The organism is Dyadobacter sp. CECT 9275, from assembly GCF_907164905.1.
GTDB lineage: Bacteria > Bacteroidota > Bacteroidia > Cytophagales > Spirosomataceae > Dyadobacter > Dyadobacter helix.
The window spans coordinates 3,916,715-3,933,271 of record NZ_CAJRAF010000002.1 but is presented as its reverse complement, the minus strand read 5'-3'; the positions used below and the strand labels follow the sequence as shown (position 1 = coordinate 3,933,271).

16 protein-coding genes are annotated in these 16,557 nt (G+C 46.1%); 15 read left to right on the top strand and 1 reads right to left on the bottom strand.

Translation table 11 applies throughout. The annotated features are described in order from the left end of the window. Positions 1–113: 113 nt before the first annotated feature. The 3 genes from KOE27_RS24165 to KOE27_RS24155 all read left to right on the top strand — a co-directional run bounded on the left by KOE27_RS24165 (position 114) and on the right by KOE27_RS24155 (position 3,050). Positions 114–1,142 (top strand): PorP/SprF family type IX secretion system membrane protein, encoded by a 1,029-nt coding sequence (locus tag KOE27_RS24165; protein ID WP_215241280.1) that lies wholly within the window; start codon positions 114–116, stop codon positions 1,140–1,142. A gap of 118 nt (positions 1,143–1,260) precedes the next feature. Further along, positions 1,261–2,043 (top strand): NIPSNAP family protein, encoded by a 783-nt coding sequence (locus tag KOE27_RS24160; protein ID WP_215241279.1) that lies wholly within the window; start codon positions 1,261–1,263, stop codon positions 2,041–2,043. Then, positions 2,040–3,050 carry an alcohol dehydrogenase catalytic domain-containing protein gene (locus KOE27_RS24155; RefSeq protein WP_215241278.1) on the top strand — a complete coding sequence of 337 codons (1,011 nt, stop codon included), beginning with the start codon at positions 2,040–2,042 and terminating at the stop codon, positions 3,048–3,050. Before KOE27_RS24160 ends, KOE27_RS24155 begins: the two co-directional genes overlap by 4 nt. A gap of 46 nt (positions 3,051–3,096) precedes the next feature. Here the strand turns inward: KOE27_RS24155 and murQ are convergent, their stop codons facing one another. Continuing rightward, the gene (murQ, locus tag KOE27_RS24150) at positions 3,097–3,915 is read right to left on the bottom strand and encodes an N-acetylmuramic acid 6-phosphate etherase (protein WP_255573938.1); all 819 of its coding nucleotides are present in this window, start codon (positions 3,913–3,915) and stop codon (positions 3,097–3,099) included. Positions 3,916–4,232: 317 nt separating this feature from the next. On the opposite strand from murQ, the gene ilvD reads away from it, so the two are divergent. The 12 genes from ilvD (at position 4,233) to KOE27_RS24090 (ending at position 16,486) form a co-directional block, all read left to right on the top strand. Continuing rightward, complete coding sequence (gene ilvD / locus KOE27_RS24145; protein ID WP_215241276.1) at positions 4,233–5,918, top strand: dihydroxy-acid dehydratase; 1,686 nt, start codon at positions 4,233–4,235, stop codon at positions 5,916–5,918. A gap of 12 nt (positions 5,919–5,930) precedes the next feature. Then, complete coding sequence (locus tag KOE27_RS24140) at positions 5,931–6,143, top strand: hypothetical protein (RefSeq protein WP_215241275.1); 213 nt, start codon at positions 5,931–5,933, stop codon at positions 6,141–6,143. Between the two features lie 123 nt (positions 6,144–6,266). Further along, positions 6,267–8,027, top strand: coding sequence for a biosynthetic-type acetolactate synthase large subunit (ilvB, locus tag KOE27_RS24135; RefSeq protein WP_215241274.1), 1,761 nt, complete (start codon positions 6,267–6,269; stop codon positions 8,025–8,027). A gap of 62 nt (positions 8,028–8,089) precedes the next feature. Continuing rightward, the gene (ilvN, locus tag KOE27_RS24130; RefSeq protein WP_215241273.1) at positions 8,090–8,623 is read left to right on the top strand and encodes an acetolactate synthase small subunit; all 534 of its coding nucleotides are present in this window, start codon (positions 8,090–8,092) and stop codon (positions 8,621–8,623) included. 60 nt (positions 8,624–8,683) lie between these two features. After that, a complete protein-coding gene (gene ilvC, locus KOE27_RS24125) occupies positions 8,684–9,730 on the top strand; it encodes a ketol-acid reductoisomerase (RefSeq protein ID WP_215241272.1) in 1,047 nt (348 codons plus the stop codon). Positions 9,731–9,801: 71 nt separating this feature from the next. Beyond that, a complete protein-coding gene (locus KOE27_RS24120) occupies positions 9,802–10,239 on the top strand; it encodes a DUF6932 family protein (RefSeq protein WP_215241271.1) in 438 nt (145 codons plus the stop codon). Positions 10,240–10,243: 4 nt separating this feature from the next. Continuing rightward, entirely contained in the window at positions 10,244–10,450 is a 207-nt protein-coding gene (locus tag KOE27_RS24115; protein WP_215241270.1) for a hypothetical protein, read from the top strand. 18 nt (positions 10,451–10,468) lie between these two features. Continuing rightward, on the top strand, positions 10,469–11,716 hold the full coding sequence (ilvA, locus tag KOE27_RS24110) for a threonine ammonia-lyase (protein ID WP_229252919.1): 1,248 nt from the start codon (positions 10,469–10,471) through the stop codon (positions 11,714–11,716). Between the two features lie 5 nt (positions 11,717–11,721). Continuing rightward, positions 11,722–12,570 (top strand): AraC family transcriptional regulator, encoded by an 849-nt coding sequence (locus KOE27_RS24105; RefSeq protein ID WP_215241269.1) that lies wholly within the window; start codon positions 11,722–11,724, stop codon positions 12,568–12,570. 222 nt (positions 12,571–12,792) lie between these two features. Further along, entirely contained in the window at positions 12,793–14,196 is a 1,404-nt protein-coding gene (gene leuC, locus KOE27_RS24100; RefSeq protein ID WP_215241268.1) for a 3-isopropylmalate dehydratase large subunit, read from the top strand. Positions 14,197–14,290: 94 nt separating this feature from the next. Next, complete coding sequence (leuD, locus tag KOE27_RS24095) at positions 14,291–14,887, top strand: 3-isopropylmalate dehydratase small subunit (protein ID WP_215241267.1); 597 nt, start codon at positions 14,291–14,293, stop codon at positions 14,885–14,887. A 78-nt stretch (positions 14,888–14,965) separates the two neighbouring features. Beyond that, on the top strand, positions 14,966–16,486 hold the full coding sequence (locus KOE27_RS24090; protein ID WP_215241266.1) for an alpha-isopropylmalate synthase regulatory domain-containing protein: 1,521 nt from the start codon (positions 14,966–14,968) through the stop codon (positions 16,484–16,486). Positions 16,487–16,557: the final 71 nt, after the last annotated feature.

The window sequence follows — 16,557 nt, the reverse complement described above, 5'->3', positions numbered from 1 at the left end:
CCGTAATTTGAATAATAGTACGCAATTTGACGATATTTTGTGAAATTAAATTCCTAATTTTTGTGCCCGGTTCCTGTAACGCTTTTGTGAACGAGCGATAATGTATAATATTTATGATCAAGCGTGTACTTCCTCTTTTGTTATTGACACTCATCTCCCTGAAAGGTTGGAGCCAGGACCCTCAATTTTCTCAGTTTTATGCCAATCCGCTTTATCTGAATCCCGCTCTGGCCGGTGGCGCACTGGCTCCGCGGGCAACGATCAATTACCGGAATCAATGGCCATCGCTCTCGGCAAACTTTGTTACAACTACCTTTGGCGCTGACGTTTTCTTACCAAACTATAACAGCGGCCTGGGTGTACTGGTAACGATGGACAGCCAAGGCCTGGGGAATCTGAAGTCGACAGAAGCTGCTTTGCAATATTCCTATCAGGTTGGAATTAATGAGGTTACCTCACTGAGGCTGGGTATACAGGGTGGCTTTGCTTCCCGGACACTCGACTATTTCGGGCTCACTTTCGGAGACCAGTACGACAATGGCGGGCTTACAGGCCAGCCTTCTTCCGACCCTTTTGCCAAAGGAGGACCTAACGTCATGTATGCTGACTTCTCTGCCGGCGCCATGCTTTATTCCGACTGGTACTGGGCGGGTGTGTCCGCACATCACCTCAACCGCCCCAATCAGGCGTTTTCAAATACCGAAGCCCGCCTTCCGGTGAAAGCCAGTTTGCAGGCCGGTTTAAGGATTCCCTTCGCCGGATATACGTTCTTGGGAGACGAAATAAACAAAGAGAAAACCATATCGCCGGCTATTCTCTATAAAAAGCAAGGCAAATATGACCAGCTGGATGCCGGCTTGTACGTTACCATAGAGCCGCTTGTACTGGGGGCCTGGTACCGGGGGATTCCGTTCAAAAAATATGAACAAAATATAAATAACCACGAATCCCTGATCTTTCTGGCGGGATTTCGGCAGGATAAATTTTCGATCGGTTACAGCTACGACCTCACCATTTCCACACTTGGTGCAAGCAGCGGCGGAGCGCATGAGATATCTCTTTCCTATGTGTTTGAACCGCTTTCTCCAAAACCAAAACGAGCCAAAAGCAGCAAGAGGCAACTCTCCTGTCCGAAGTTTTAAGAGCAACCCCCTGTTGCCGGGAAATTTTGCTGTAATCGCAAAAGGGTAAAGTACATGACTTGTCGTCTTTCATCATTGCAACGTTCCCGATCCCAAATTAACTGCAACTGTTTAACCCATGGCATCTTCCCTTACAAAACCTTTTATCAGTATACTGCTGATCCTGATTACCCTGCATGTTTCTGCCGCTCCGAAGAGAGAATACTACGAAATTAAAATGTACCGTCTGAAGAACAGCGAACAGGAAGCCCGTATGGATAAATTCCTTAAAGACGCTTATCTTCCTGCCCTGCACCGTGCAGGCATTAAAATGGTGGGGGTTTTCAAACCGATACTGACAGACACCTCGGCCGGAAAACTCATTTATGTACTCATTCCTCTTAAATCCCTGGATATGCTGGTATCCCTGCCCAAGACTTTAGGGAAGGATCAGCAATATCAGACAGATGGAAAGGATTATCTGGATGCAGTTTACAGTAATCCTCCTTATTCACGAATTGAATCCACTGTACTGAGAGCATTCGAGGACCGTCCTTTTATCAAAAATACATCCCTAAGTTCTCCTAAAAGTGAGCGTATCTATGAGCTGAGAAGTTATGAAGGACACACGGAGAAGATACATGTCAACAAGGTCAGAATGTTTAATGACGGAAATGAAGTGGGAATCTTTGACCGGCTTGGTTTCAACCCCGTATTTTATGGTGAAGTAATTGCAGGTAAGTCAATGCCTAACCTGATGTACCTTACCACTTTTGCCAATAAAGCTTCACGCGATGCACACTGGAAATCCTTTACGGACGATGCGGAATGGAATAAAGTTAAAGTGATGCCTGAATACCAGAACAATGTGTCCAAAAACACAGCTTATTTTCTTTTTCCGACTGAATACTCAGATATATGAAAGCGGCAGTATTACAAGCCTTGCATCAGGCACTGGAAATTCGGGAGACGGAGCAACCTACACCAGGCACCGGTGAGGTGGTGGTTCGGCTGAAAGCTGCCGCACTCAACCACAGGGACGTATGGATTCAGCAGGGACTTTACCCGGGAATTATCACGCCGCTGATTGTGGGCTCCGACGGCTGCGGAACTGTTTCAGAACTGGGAGAAGGGGTTTCCCCGCAATGGGCTGGCCGGGAAGTAATCATCAACCCCTCGCATAACTGGGGGGATAACCCGGCTTTTTATGGCGGAAACTATAAAATTCTGGGAATGCCAGACCAGGGTACTTTTGCAGAATATGTTAAAGTGGATGCCCGATACCTTGCCGAAAAACCTGCGCACCTGGCCGCAGAGCAAGCTGCTGCCCTGCCTATGGGTGGAATAACGGCCTGGCGGGCGTTGTTTACCAGATGCGGGTTATCAAAAAGTGACAAAGTACTAATAACCGGCGTTGGAGGAGGCGTTGCACTTTTGGCCTTGCAGCTTACGGTTGCCGCAGGTGCACAGGTATGGGTTACTTCGGGGTCGGACGAGAAAATCAGCAAGGCCATCGGGCTGGGCGCACAGGGAGGAATTAACTACAACAATCCCACCTGGTTCCGGGATCTGCTGGTGAAGGCCAAGGGCCCCAAAACAGGCTTTTTTAATGTAATCATCGACAGCGCCGGCGGACCAGGTTTCCCCCGGCTGATTGACATTGCGGCCCCGGGTGCACGGCTTTGCTTTTATGGCGGCGGAGCCGGCAACATCAGCGGTATTGTTCCGGCCAAGGTATTTTTTAAGCAACTGAACATCCTCGGAACTACCATGGGAACCGAAGAAGAATTCAGAGCGATGACAGATTTTGTAAAAGAAAAACAGATCGTACCTGTAATCGATAAGATTTATCCGCTTGCCAGCGCCGAAGAAGCATTGAGGTACCTGGATTCCGGCCAGCAGTTTGGGAAAGTCGTTTTAAGTATTTGATGAACCGTACGGGGACATACCCCGGATATCAGACTGTCAGCCGAACCTATGATTTTTTTATCGCTTCAATCGCTCCGCGGACACTGCCATGTTCCTCCAGAAGTGACTCTGCTTCGTCAGGAGAAACTCCCAGTTCTTCAATAATCATCCTAATGGCACGACCAACCAGTTTTTCATTGGTCATTTGCATATCCACCATCTTGTTTCCCTTTACTTTCCCCAGCCGGATCATTACTGCTGTTGAGATCATATTGAGCACCAGTTTCTGGGCCGTTCCTGATTTCATTCTGGTACTTCCGGTCAGGAATTCCGGACCCACTACCACTTCGACGGGAAATTCTGCCGCTGCCGCCACCGCAGAACCATCATTGCAAACCACACAGCCAGTCAGCAGACCGGCCTTTTTTGCTTCATTCAGCCCCCCGATCACGTAGGGCGTCCTGCCGGAAGCAGCTATACCCACCAGGATATCATTGGCATTGGGTTCAAAAGGCATCAAGTCGATCCAAGCCTGGTTCCAGTCGTCCTCCGCATTTTCAACAGCCTTGCGAATGGCGGTATCACCTCCCGCTATAATACCCACCACCAGATCAAACGGTACGCCAAAAGTCGGCGGGCATTCGGAAGCATCCACAACGCCGAGGCGGCCGCTGGTACCCGCTCCTATATAAAAGAGCCGACCGCCTTTCTGCATACGCGGTACTATTTGTTCTACCAGGGCCTCAACCTGTGGCAGAGACTTGCGAACCGCCAATGGGACTGTCTGATCTTCCTGATTGATAGAAAACAGAATGTCGGCGACACTCATTTTCTCAAGATCATTATAATTGGATGCGGACTCTGTTGTAAGCATAGATATGGTCATTTTTCGATTCCAAAATTAATTCTTTTCCCTTAACCTTCATTCTATTCCTAAAGATTTGGTATTAATCGAAGATTATTTGCAAATAGTTGCTGTAATATTTGGAAAATAAAAAGATACCCTTCTAATTTGTAACATCAATTAATAATTAGCGAAATTTCGCTGCCAAATTAGTTTCCGCTTTTAATCATGAAAACGACAATTGTCATTCCTGTGCTGCTTGTAGTCACGCGTGAAGCGTGAGTGGGATGATATAGTCAATATACTTGCACCTCACTCACCGCACTGAGTGAGGTGTTTTATTTTACAATAATTCACCAATGGCGACAGAACTGAACAAATTTTCCAAAACCCTTACCCAGGAAATTACCAATCCTGCGGCACAGGCTATGTTGTATGGCATCGGTCTGAAAGAAGAAGACATGGCTAAGCCGCAAATCGGGATTGCAAGCACAGGATACGAGGGAAACCCCTGTAACATGCACCTGAACGGATTATCGGTTTATGTAAAACAGGGCGTGACCGCAAATGACATGGTAGGCCTGATTTTCAATACGATAGGCGTGTCGGACGGCATGACCAACGGTAACGATGGGATGCGTTATTCACTTCCAAGCCGGGATATTATCGCCGATTCGATTGAAACCGTGGTTTCGGCGCAATGGTATGACGGCGTGATTGCCGTTGTGGGTTGTGACAAAAATATGCCCGGAGCAGTAATGGCCATGGCGCGCCTGGATCGTCCGGCTATCATGGTTTATGGCGGAACCATCCGTTCCGGACATTATAAGGGACAAAAGCTGGATATTGTTTCCGCTTTTGAAGCACTGGGTAAAAAATTCGCGAATAATATTTCTGACGAAGATTATAAGGGTGTTATTCAGAACTCCATCCCTGGCCAGGGCGCCTGCGGCGGAATGTATACAGCCAATACCATGGCTGCATCCATAGAAGCAATGGGGCTGAGCCTGCCTTTCAGCAGTTCCTATCCTGCCACGCACGAAGGGAAACAAGAGGAGTGTAAAAAGATAGGTGCGGCAATGAAAAAATTGCTGGAACTGAACATCACACCAAAAGATATTATTACCAAAAAATCGCTGGAAAACGCCTTGACCCTGGTGATGGCCTTGGGAGGTTCCACCAACGCTGCGTTACACTTCCTGGCCATAGCCCGTTCGGCAAACGTTCCTTTGACACTGGATGATATTCAGGAAATTTCTAACAAAGTTCCTTTTATTGCGGACCTCAAACCAAGCGGCAAATACTTCATGGAAGACATCCTGGAAATTGGTGGCGTTCCGGCGGTAATGAAATATTTGTATTCAAAAGGATTGATCCACGGAGATTGCCCCACCGTAACCGGAAGAACGCTGGCAGAAGATCTGGCAGAAGCTGCGGACCTTAACTTTGAAACACAAAAAATTATCTTCCCTCTGGAAAACCCTATTAAATCATCCGGGCATATTCAGGTATTGTATGGGAATTTAGCTCCAACCGGTTCGGTTGCCAAAATCACAGGGAAAGAAGGCCTGACGTTCGACGGCGAAGCAAAAATCTGTGAGCACGAAACGGAAATTATCACGATGCTCGCTAAAGGCGAAATTAAAGCCGGCCATGTAGTTGTGATCCGTAATTCGGGACCAAAAGGCGGTCCGGGTATGTCAGAAATGTTAAAACCAACTTCTGCGGTCATGGGCGCAGGATTGGGCGACAAAATCGCTTTGATTACCGACGGTCGTTTCTCTGGCGGAACGCATGGCTTTGTAGTAGGCCACATCACCCCAGAAGCTTTCGACGGCGGGCCCATTGCCCTTGTTAAAGATGGGGACAGAATAACGATTGACGCCAATACCCGTCAGCTCATTTTACATATCTCCGACGAAGAAATGGCAGCACGCAAGGCAGCATGGGTACAACCAGCACCGCGTTTTACAAAAGGCATGCTCGGCAGATATATCCGCACCGTAAAGTCAGCCAGTGAAGGTTGTGTGACTGACGAGCCGTAATATAAGAAGAATATGGAGAAAGGGGAATTCAAATTGGACAGAACAGCTTTCCATGCAGGGACGCATGAAGAAACTGAAAAGTATTATTCAAAAAATCAGCCTAGATCATCCTACGAGAGGTTGAAAGCGGCTAATTATCTAAATAGTGTTGCATTCCAATTTGATTTAAACAATCCCCCAAAAATGGATAGAAGTGCTTTTTCAATGGGAAAACACAAGTTCTAATGGGATTAGACTAATAAATTATAACGACCTGATTGCAGCAAAAAAAGCCGCCGGAAGACCCAGAGATATTAATGATATTGAAAATCTTGAGAATTCATCCGACTAATAAATAAAAAAAGAGTCATGGAATTTAACGAAAAACAAACAGCAACCGCCGAATTGGAGCAACAAGCAGCCGTTGCAGCGGAACCTCAATTAATCAATGGCTCACATGCCGTGATCCAGTCATTGATTGAAGAAGGTGTGGAAACGATCTTTGGTTATCCGGGAGGAGCAATTATGCCCGTTTATGATGCCATATATGACTATCAAGACAAAGTCAATCATATACTGGTCCGTCACGAGCAGGGCGCAGCACACGCGGCAGAGGGTTTTGCGAGGATAACAGGGGATGTTGGTGTTTGTCTGGTTACTTCCGGCCCCGGTGCTACCAACCTTGTTACAGGTATCGCGGATGCTATAATTGACTCAACACCGATGGTTTGTATCATAGGGCAGGTAGCCTCTCATTTACTGGGTACCGATGCCTTCCAGGAAACGGATGTGATGGGAGTTACTATCCCCATTACCAAATGGAATTACCAGATCACCAATGCGGACGAGATTCCGGAGATCATTGCCAAAGCCTTTTACATCGCGAAGTCTGGCCGCCCCGGCCCTGTCTTGATCGATATCACAAAGGATGCGCAGCAAAAATTGATGACGAAATCCTTTTCGTATAAAAAATGTGAAAAACTGATCAGCTACCATCCACGCCTGTCTCCCAAGGAAGAGCAGGTTGCGGCAGCGGCCAAGCTGATCAATGAAGCCAAACGCCCATTTCTGTTTTTTGGGCACGGCGTGCAGATTGCGGGTGCCGAGCAGGAGCTATTGAAATTTATTGAAAAAACGGATATCCCTGCGGCATCTACCTTGCTGGGCCTTTCTTCCGTATCCGTTGACCACCCCAATTACGTAGGATGGCTGGGGATGCACGGCAATTATGGCACCAACGTACTGACGAACCAATGCGATGTGATCATTGCAGTGGGTATGCGGTTTGATGACCGCGTAACCGGCGACCTGAGCAGATATGCAAAACAGGCCAAGGTAGTACATATTGAGATTGACCCCGCCGAAATTGACAAGATCGTCAAGGCAGAAGCTCCGGTAGTAGGTGATGCAAAAAAGGTTCTGGAGATGTTGTTGCCTCTTGTAAATGAAAATAATCATGAAACATGGAGGAACGAATTTAAAAAATACGACGAAATAGAAGATCAGAAAATCACCCAGCCGGAACTGGCCCCCACTACGGAAAAAATAAAAATGGCGGAGGTGATCCGCACGCTTTCCGATAAAACAAAGGGAGAAGCGGTCGTGGTAGCAGATGTAGGCCAGCACCAGATGATGACGGCACGTTACTATCAGTTCAAAAAATCCAACTCCTTCATTACTTCGGGCGGCCTGGGTACCATGGGGTTTGCACTTCCCGCATCCTTTGGCGCCAAGGTTGGCGCGCCTGACCGGGAAGTAGTAGCAATTATTGGTGACGGCTGTTTTCAAATGACGATTCAGGAATTAGGTACCATTGCGCAAAGCGGTCTGCCTGTTAAAATCATTATCCTCAATAACAACTTCCTGGGTATGGTACGCCAGTGGCAACAGCTGTTTCATCAAAAACGCTATTCGTTTGTGGAACTCCAGAACCCTGATTTTATAACCATTGCCAAGGGTTTCGGCATTCAAGGCCATACCTGCGCGGCCCGGGAAAATCTGAACGACTCGCTGGACAAAATGCTCGCTTCTGACAAACCTTATCTGCTGGAAGTGCTGGTTGAAAAAGAAGAAAACGTATTCCCGATGGTGCCAACAGGCGCTTGTGTGGCAGATATCAGACTGGAATAATGTAAAATGAGTTTCTCCTGCTGATTGTACCATTTTACAGATTAAACTAAAAAATTATAACCATGACCACATACACCATTTGTGTCTTCACGGAAAATACGATTGGGATACTCAACAAAATAACTACGATCCTGACCCGCCGGCGCATCAATATTGAAAGTCTGACGGTTTCGGAAACGGAACGTAAGGGTATATCCCGCTTCACGATCGTCATTCGTCATGATTCCCGGGAGGCAGTTGAAAAGCTGGTGCGCCAGATTCGCAAGGTGATAGAAGTATTGGCAGTATTCGGATATCTGAATGATGACATTGCTTTCAATGAAATTGCCATGTTTAAGATTTCAACCCCAATTGGTGCGAAACCGCTTGACATTGAAACCATTAACAAGGTACATAAAGCCTGGGTAGTTTACTGGCATCTCACCTATGTGATCATCCAGAAGACGGGTACGGAAGAAGAAATCTTTGAATTCTTTGACTATATCAAGCCACATGGCATACTGGAATTTGTTCGTTCGGGACGGGTTGCGGTGAGCAAATCGCCTCAGACTCTGGTAGATTATCTGCCGGAAGCAGAATGGGAGTATTATCAGTAATTCAATTTTTAGTAGTATTGCTTTTTATTTATCAGTAATCAATCATCCAATCAATAATCAATGGCAAAATTAAATTTCGGCGGGCTCGAAGAAGAAGTAGTAACCCGTGAAGAGTTTCCACTTGAAAAAGCGCGTGAAGTACTTTCTACTGAGACTATTGCTGTAATCGGATACGGCGTACAAGGCCCTGGCCAAAGTTTGAATATGCGCGACAATGGATTTAATGTAATTGTTGGGCAACGTAAAGGTGGTAAATCCTGGGATAAGGCAATCGCAGACGGATGGGTACCTGGCGAAACGCTTTTCGAAATTGAAGAAGCACTTGCAAAAGGAACGATCATCTGTTACCTGCTTTCTGACGCCGCTCAAATTGAGCTGTGGCCTACGGTTAAAGCAAATCTTACGGCCGGAAAATCCCTGTATTTCTCCCATGGTTTCGGTGTAACATATAAAGATCAGACCGGAATCGTTCCTCCTGCTGATGTGGATGTATATCTGGTAGCTCCTAAAGGATCAGGTACTTCACTTCGCCGTATGTTCGTTGAAGGAAAAGGGTTAAATTCTTCTTTCGCTGTTTTCCAGGATGCAACCGGAAAAGCACGTGAGAAATGTATTGCAATGGGTATCGGTGTTGGATCAGGATATTTGTTTGAAACTGATTTCTACCGTGAAGTAACGTCTGACCTTACCGGTGAGCGCGGAACTTTAATGGGTGCTATTCAGGGAATATTCGCTGCTCAGTATGAAGTACTGCGTTCAAACGGACACTCTCCTTCAGAAGCATTCAATGAAACAGTAGAAGAGCTGACACAATCATTGATGCCGCTTGTTGCCGAAAACGGAATGGACTGGATGTATGCCAACTGTTCAACAACGGCACAACGCGGTGCACTTGACTGGTGGAAACCTTTCCGTGATGCCACCAAGCCTGTTTTCGAACAACTTTACAACTCTGTAAAAAGTGGCGAGCAAGCATCCATTTCCATCACCCGCAATTCACAGCCCGACTACCGTGTGAAACTGGAAGAAGAGCTTGCTGAACTTCGTGAGTCGGAAATGTGGCGCGCAGGCGCTACCGTACGTAGCTTACGTCCGGAACGTAATTAATTTGGATTATCAGAATTGAATCCTTTAATGAGCTTACCCCTGGAATGATATCCAGGGGTAATTTTTTAACTATGCAATTTGACAGTCAAGGGAATATATTCCCATACACCACTATCCCTATCTCTTTAAGTGAATTTGAAGAGGTCTTTTGCAATAACGACCACAGAAAATCTTTGCTGGTTCACTTTTATTCTGTCTTAAACGAATTAAGAGATATCGTCGGTAGCCCAGTTACTCTTTGGATAGATGGAAGTTTCGCCACAAAAAAAATTGATCCCAGAGATATTGACGTAGTAGCATTTATTCCTTTCGAAATTTTCAGGTTAAAAGAGAATCAGCTTTCTAAGCTAAAACGCAAGACGGAATTTGTAGATTTGTATTACATAAAAAAGTTTCCAGAAGAACATACCAGCCATCAGCTTACCTGGTTCGACCAGTTGTATTGGCTTCATTTCTTTTCAAGTAATAGAAAAAACAAAAAGAAAGGATTTCTGGAATTAAACTTCTGATATCATGGAAATACACGATGAGCTTGAAATTGAAATTTTCCATACACTTGAGAAAATTCGACGGACAGAAGAAATGATCCGGGCACATGTCAATGCCGGAACAGAAGAAATTATTATCAATCAGTATCAGGCTTTGAAAACAGAATTGTCTCAACAATTAGCCGAATTACTTTCAAACGCGATCAATGCAAAAATTCAGATTGCAGCATGATCATAAATAAGTTACCTCTTGGATTCGCAGCTCTCATTAGACAACATATTCCTGGCAGCTGAAAGGCTCCGCGGCGTGATTAACCATACCCCTCTGATGCACAACCTGCATTTGTCGGAACAGTATGAGGCCAATATTTATCTGAAAAGGGAAGATCTGCAAACCGTCCGGTCGTACAAAATCAGAGGAGCTTATAATAAAATGGCAAGCCTGAGTGCTGCCGAGCTAGCTGGCGGTGTGGTTTGCGCCAGTGCAGGCAATCATGCACAGGGTGTTGCCTATGCCTGCCGCAAAATGGAGGTGAAAGGTGCTATCTTTATGCCAACCACCACACCGGCCCAGAAGGTTAAACAGGTCCGCTTATTCGGTAAAGAATGGATTGAAATTCACTTGGTTGGAGATACCTACGACGATGCCTATCACGCCTCAATACAATACCGGGATATCACAAACGCCATTTTTGTTCACCCGTTTGACGATCTGCAGGTTATTGAAGGCCAGGGAACCGTGGGCCTAGAGATTTTCAAAGATGCCCATTTCAAGATCGATTATTTGTTAATGGCCATTGGCGGCGGCGGGTTGGCTTCGGGTATATCTACCGTTTTCCAGCAGCTTTCTCCCAAAACGAAACTCATAGGAGTTGAGCCTCAGGGTTCCCCGACCATGCATGAGGCCATCCGGCAGGGGCATGTAGTAACGCTTGATCACATCGACAAATTTGTGGATGGAGCGGCCGTCAGGCGGGCCGGGGATATTACCTACGAAATCTGCAGCAAAAGTCTGGACAAAATTTTACTCATTCCGGAAGGGAAGGTTTGTTCATCCATTCTTCAGCTCTACAATGAAGAAGCCATCGTGGCTGAGCCAGCGGGTGCCCTCACCGTTGCAGCACTGGACGAGATCAGAGAAGAGATAAAAGGCAAAAATGTGGTACTGCTCATCAGCGGAGGGAACAACGACATCACCCGCACCGAAGAAATCAAAGAGCGTTCGCTGCTTTATGAAGGCTTGAAACACTACTTCATCATTCGTTTTCCACAACGGTCTGGTGCTTTCAGAGAATTTTTGAACGTACTGGGTCCCAATGACGATATCGCAAGATTCGAATATGTAAAAAAAACCAGCCGTGAGCAAGGCCCCGCACTGGTAGGTATTGAGCTGAAAAACCGCGAAGATTTCGAACCCCTCATCCAGCGCATGGATGAAGGCCGGATCACGTATGAATACCTGAACGATCAGCCCGATCTGTTTCAGTTTTTAGTATAGGAGTAATGCTACGCGTTCCATCAGATATCAGCTCTCAGGAATTTGAATCTCTCAAGATTCAGGATATGACTTTTGTTGCTTATCGTAACGAGGTATACCCTTCCAAATACGACGTTTTTTTTGAAGAACACGCCGTCATCGTAGTGCTGGAAGGAGAGAAAAAATTTACAAGCCCCACACAGGAGGTCCATGTGGAAAAGGGCGATATTCTCTTCATTCAGCGAGGTTTTTATTTAATGTCCGAATCAATCAATGAATCCTATAAAAGCCTGGTTTTCTTTTTTGACGAAAAGCTTCTGAAAGAGTTCGTAAGTCTGCATCCCGAACTATTCAACAGCGAAGAAAATGGTATCCAGGCGCAGTATCCGATACTGCTGTTAAAATCAGACGAGAATTTTGAAAAGTTCATCCAGTCCGTTTTTCCCTATTTCCGTTCACGGGCAGAACTGAAAAATCACTTTTTAAGGCTCAAGTTTCAGGAACTGCTTTTGCACCTGCTGGAATTGGACGGATCCAAACAACTCAGGGCTATCTTATACAGCCTTTATAAAGGAGAAAAGGTAGACCTTCCCTTTCTCATGAACAGCTACTATCTTAAACCATTGACATTAAACGAATTGGCCCGGCTTTCGGGCAGGAGCCTATCTGTTTTCAAACGTGATTTCCAGGATGAATTCAAGACTTCACCTGCCTACTGGCTCAAAAACAAAAGGCTGGATTATGCCGATTTTTTGCTCCGGAACAGCACCAGGAATGTATCTGAAATCAGTACCGAAATTGGTTATGAAAGTGTTTCACATTTTATTAAAAGTTATAAGGAGAGATTTGGAGTAACACCGAAAAGGCAGGGATAAGAGCGGCAATAAATTTCACAAAGAATGCCAGCAAATGCCAATTCCCGCCCAAACCCACCCTCAAAACCAAAATCGCTATTTTTTGAACGTTTTACGTTATACAACTTCCCTTTATTATATGGTAATTTGTATCCTCATTTCCCGCCTCAGAGGTAGTACCGCGTTTGGGGCTTGTTCCTGATGACCGGAAATGAAAAATGGCGAAAATTTATCTTGTTAATTATGAGTAATCAAGCGAGTACCCTGTTCGACAAAGTGTGGGATGCACACGTTGTACGCAAAATTGAAGATGGCCCGGATGTCTTTTTCATCGACCGTCATTTCATACATGAAGTAACCAGCCCGGTTGCCTTTCTTGGTCTTGAAACCAGAAATATAGGTGTTATCTATCCTGAGCGTACCTTTGCCACCGCCGACCACAACACTCCCACTATTAACCAGCATCTTCCGGTACAGGATCCGCTTTCGGCTAACCAGCTCAAAGCACTGGAGGAAAACTCTGCTAAATATGGCATTTCTCACTGGGGTTTAGGCAATGCCCGGAACGGTATCGTGCACGTTGTAGGTCCCGAAAACGGAATTACATTACCCGGTATGACCATCGTTTGTGGTGACTCGCATACATCCACACATGGTGCATTTGGTGCTATTGCATTTGGTATCGGAACTTCCGAGGTTGAGATGGTTTTGTCCTCTCAATGTATCATGCAGCCAAAACCAAAGAAAATGCGTGTGAACGTAAATGGTACGTTAGGCAAAGCAGTTACACCAAAAGACGTAACGTTGTATATCATTTCAAAACTGACAACGGCAGGTGCTACGGGTTATTTCGTAGAATATGCAGGAGATGTTTTTGAAAATATGACCATGGAAGGTCGTATGACGGTCTGTAACATGAGTATCGAAATGGGAGCCCGCGGTGGAATGATCGCGCCGGACCAAACTACTTTTGATTACATCTATGGCCGCGAGCAAGCTCCAAAAGGAGAAAAATGGGATAAGGCTCTGGCTTATTGGAAAACCTTAAAAACGGACGAAGGTGCTGTTTTTGACAAAGAATATACCTTTGACGCCACCGATATTGAACCGATGATCACTTACGGTACCAATCCGGGAATGGGCCAGGGAATTTCTCTGAACATCCCCACTGCGGAAGAAGTGGAAGGCGGCAAGGCTACTTACGACAAGTCGCTGAACTATATGGGTTTTCATGAAAATGAATCAATGCTCGGAAAGAAAATCGACTACGTTTTCATAGGAAGCTGCACCAATGGCCGCATTGAAGATTTTCGAGCTTTTGCCTCCATCATCAAAGGCCGTAAAAAGGCGCCTAATGTTACAGCATGGGTGGTTCCTGGCTCACATATCGTTGAAGCGCAGATCAGAGAAGAAGGGATACTCGATATCCTGACAGAAGCCGGTTTCGAACTCCGCCAGCCGGGTTGTTCAGCTTGTCTGGCAATGAACGATGATAAGATACCCGCTGGCAAATATGCCGTAAGTACTTCCAACCGGAACTTTGAAGGAAGACAGGGCCCTGGTGCAAGAACGCTTCTGGCCAGCCCGCTTGTGGCGGCTGCGGCTGCGGTAACCGGCGTAGTGACGGATCCCAGAGATCTTTTGTAACGCACTCTTTTCTAATATTATTTTTACAATTAACCCTGAAAGCAATTACTATTACGCCAAGAGCTAATAGCTAAAAGCCGACAGCTACCTAGAAATGGCTTACGACAAATTCACCATATTAAAAAGCACTGCTGTTCCCCTTCCGATTGAGAATGTGGATACAGATCAGATTATCCCAGCGCGCTTTTTGAAAGCGACCAAACGCGAAGGATTCGGGGACAATCTTTTCAGAGACTGGCGTTACAACGGCGACGATACGCCCAAAGAAGATTTCGTCCTTAACAATCCCATTTATTCAGGAAAAATCCTGGTAGGGGGGCATAATTTTGGAAGCGGATCCAGCCGTGAGCATGCTGCATGGGCCATTTACGACTATGGCTTCCGCTGTGTGGTGTCCAGCTTTTTTGCGGATATCTTCAAAGGTAACTCCCTCAACATTGGTATCTTGCCCGTACAGGTCAGCCCTGAGTTCCTGGATAAGATTTTCCTGGCAATAGAAGCCGACCCAAAGACAGAACTGGAAGTTAATCTTCCGGAGCAAACGATCACCATTCTTGCAACAGGTGAAAAAGAATCGTTTGATATCAACGGTTATAAAAAACATAACCTTACAAATGGCTTTGATGATATCGACTATCTTCAGGCGATGAAGGAGGATATCAAAAAATTCGAAGCCGAAAGAATTTACTAACAGGCGCCTGGCCACTGCTTTTGGTTACCGGCCTCCTGCCGGGCCGATGGCCCACAGCCAAGGCCGACTGCCCTATCTATGAACAGCCGCTATATTGAAATAATGGACACGACACTGCGCGATGGTGAGCAAACCAGCGGAGTGTCGTTTTCCTCTTCCGAAAAATTAACAATCGCTCAGCTTCTGTTACAGGAAGTAAAGGTCGACCGTATCGAGGTTGCCTCCGCACGGGTATCCGAAGGTGAGTTTCAGGCGGTTAAGAAAATAACCGACTGGGCCAGGACCAACGGTTTTCTGGATAAAATTGAGGTACTCACCTTTGTTGACGGAGATCAGTCTATCAACTGGATGCTCCAGTCTGGTGCCAGAGTGATGAACCTGCTCACGAAGGGTTCTATGAATCACCTCACGCACCAGCTCAAAAAAACGCCTGAAGAGCATTTTGCCGATATCAAAAACGTAATTGAGCTCGCACAGTCTCATGACATTGACTGTAACGTTTACCTTGAAGACTGGAGCAACGGCATGCGTTCTTCTCCGGATTATGTGTTTGCCTCACTGGACTTCCTGACCACTCTGCCCGTCAGGCGTATCCTCCTGCCGGATACCCTGGGAATCCTGACCCCGGCGGAGTCTTATACTTTTACCAAGTTAATCGTAGACCGTTATCCCGGGCAGCATTTTGAGTTTCATGCCCACAACGACTACGACCTGAGCATTGCTAATGTAATGGAGGCCATCCGCGCCGGTGCGCATGGCCTGCACCTTACCGTAAATGGTATGGGAGAGAGAGCCGGGAACGCCCCGCTTGCCAGTACCATTGCGGTGATTAAAGACTTCATGCCGGAAATTGAAACTTCCGTTGTTGAAAAATCCCTGTATTCGATCAGCAAGCTGATTGAAACCTTCTCGGGTATCAGGATCCCCTCCAATAAGCCGATCACCGGGGAAAGTGTTTTTACCCAAACCGCAGGAATCCATGCCGATGGAGATAAAAAAAACAATCTCTATTTCAGCAAGTTAATGCCTCAGCGCTTCGGACGCCAGAGATTGTATGCGCTTGGGAAGACTTCCGGCAAGGCCAATATTGAAAACAACCTCAAAGATCTGGGCATTACGCTTTCGGATACCGATCTGAAGAAAGTTACCCAGCGGATCATTGAGCTCGGTGACCGCAAAGAGATGGTAACCCCGGAAGATTTGCCATATATTATTTCTGATGTACTGGATAGCAGCGCCATTGAAGAAAAAGTTGAGATGGTCAACTATGTACTGACGCATTCCAAAAACCTGAAACCGTCGGCGACTTTACAGATCCGGTTTGGGGAAGAGGTTTTTGAAGAAAGCGCTCAGGGAGATGGCCAGTACGACGCCTTCATGAATGCGCTCAAAAAGATATATGTAAAAAAAGGCATTATTCTTCCGATGCTGACTGATTACGCCGTACGTATTCCGCCGGGTGGAAATACCGATGCGCTTTGCGAAACAATTATTACCTGGAATATCAACAGCAAGGAAATTAAAACCCGCGGGCTTGATTCCGACCAGGCTGTGTCTGCCATCAAAGCAACTCAGAAGATGTTAAATTTGATAGGTTGAATAGAATAAATAGGAATCCGGATATCTGTTAAGTACTCCCGGATTGCTTGGATTCCTGTCTGAACGAACGC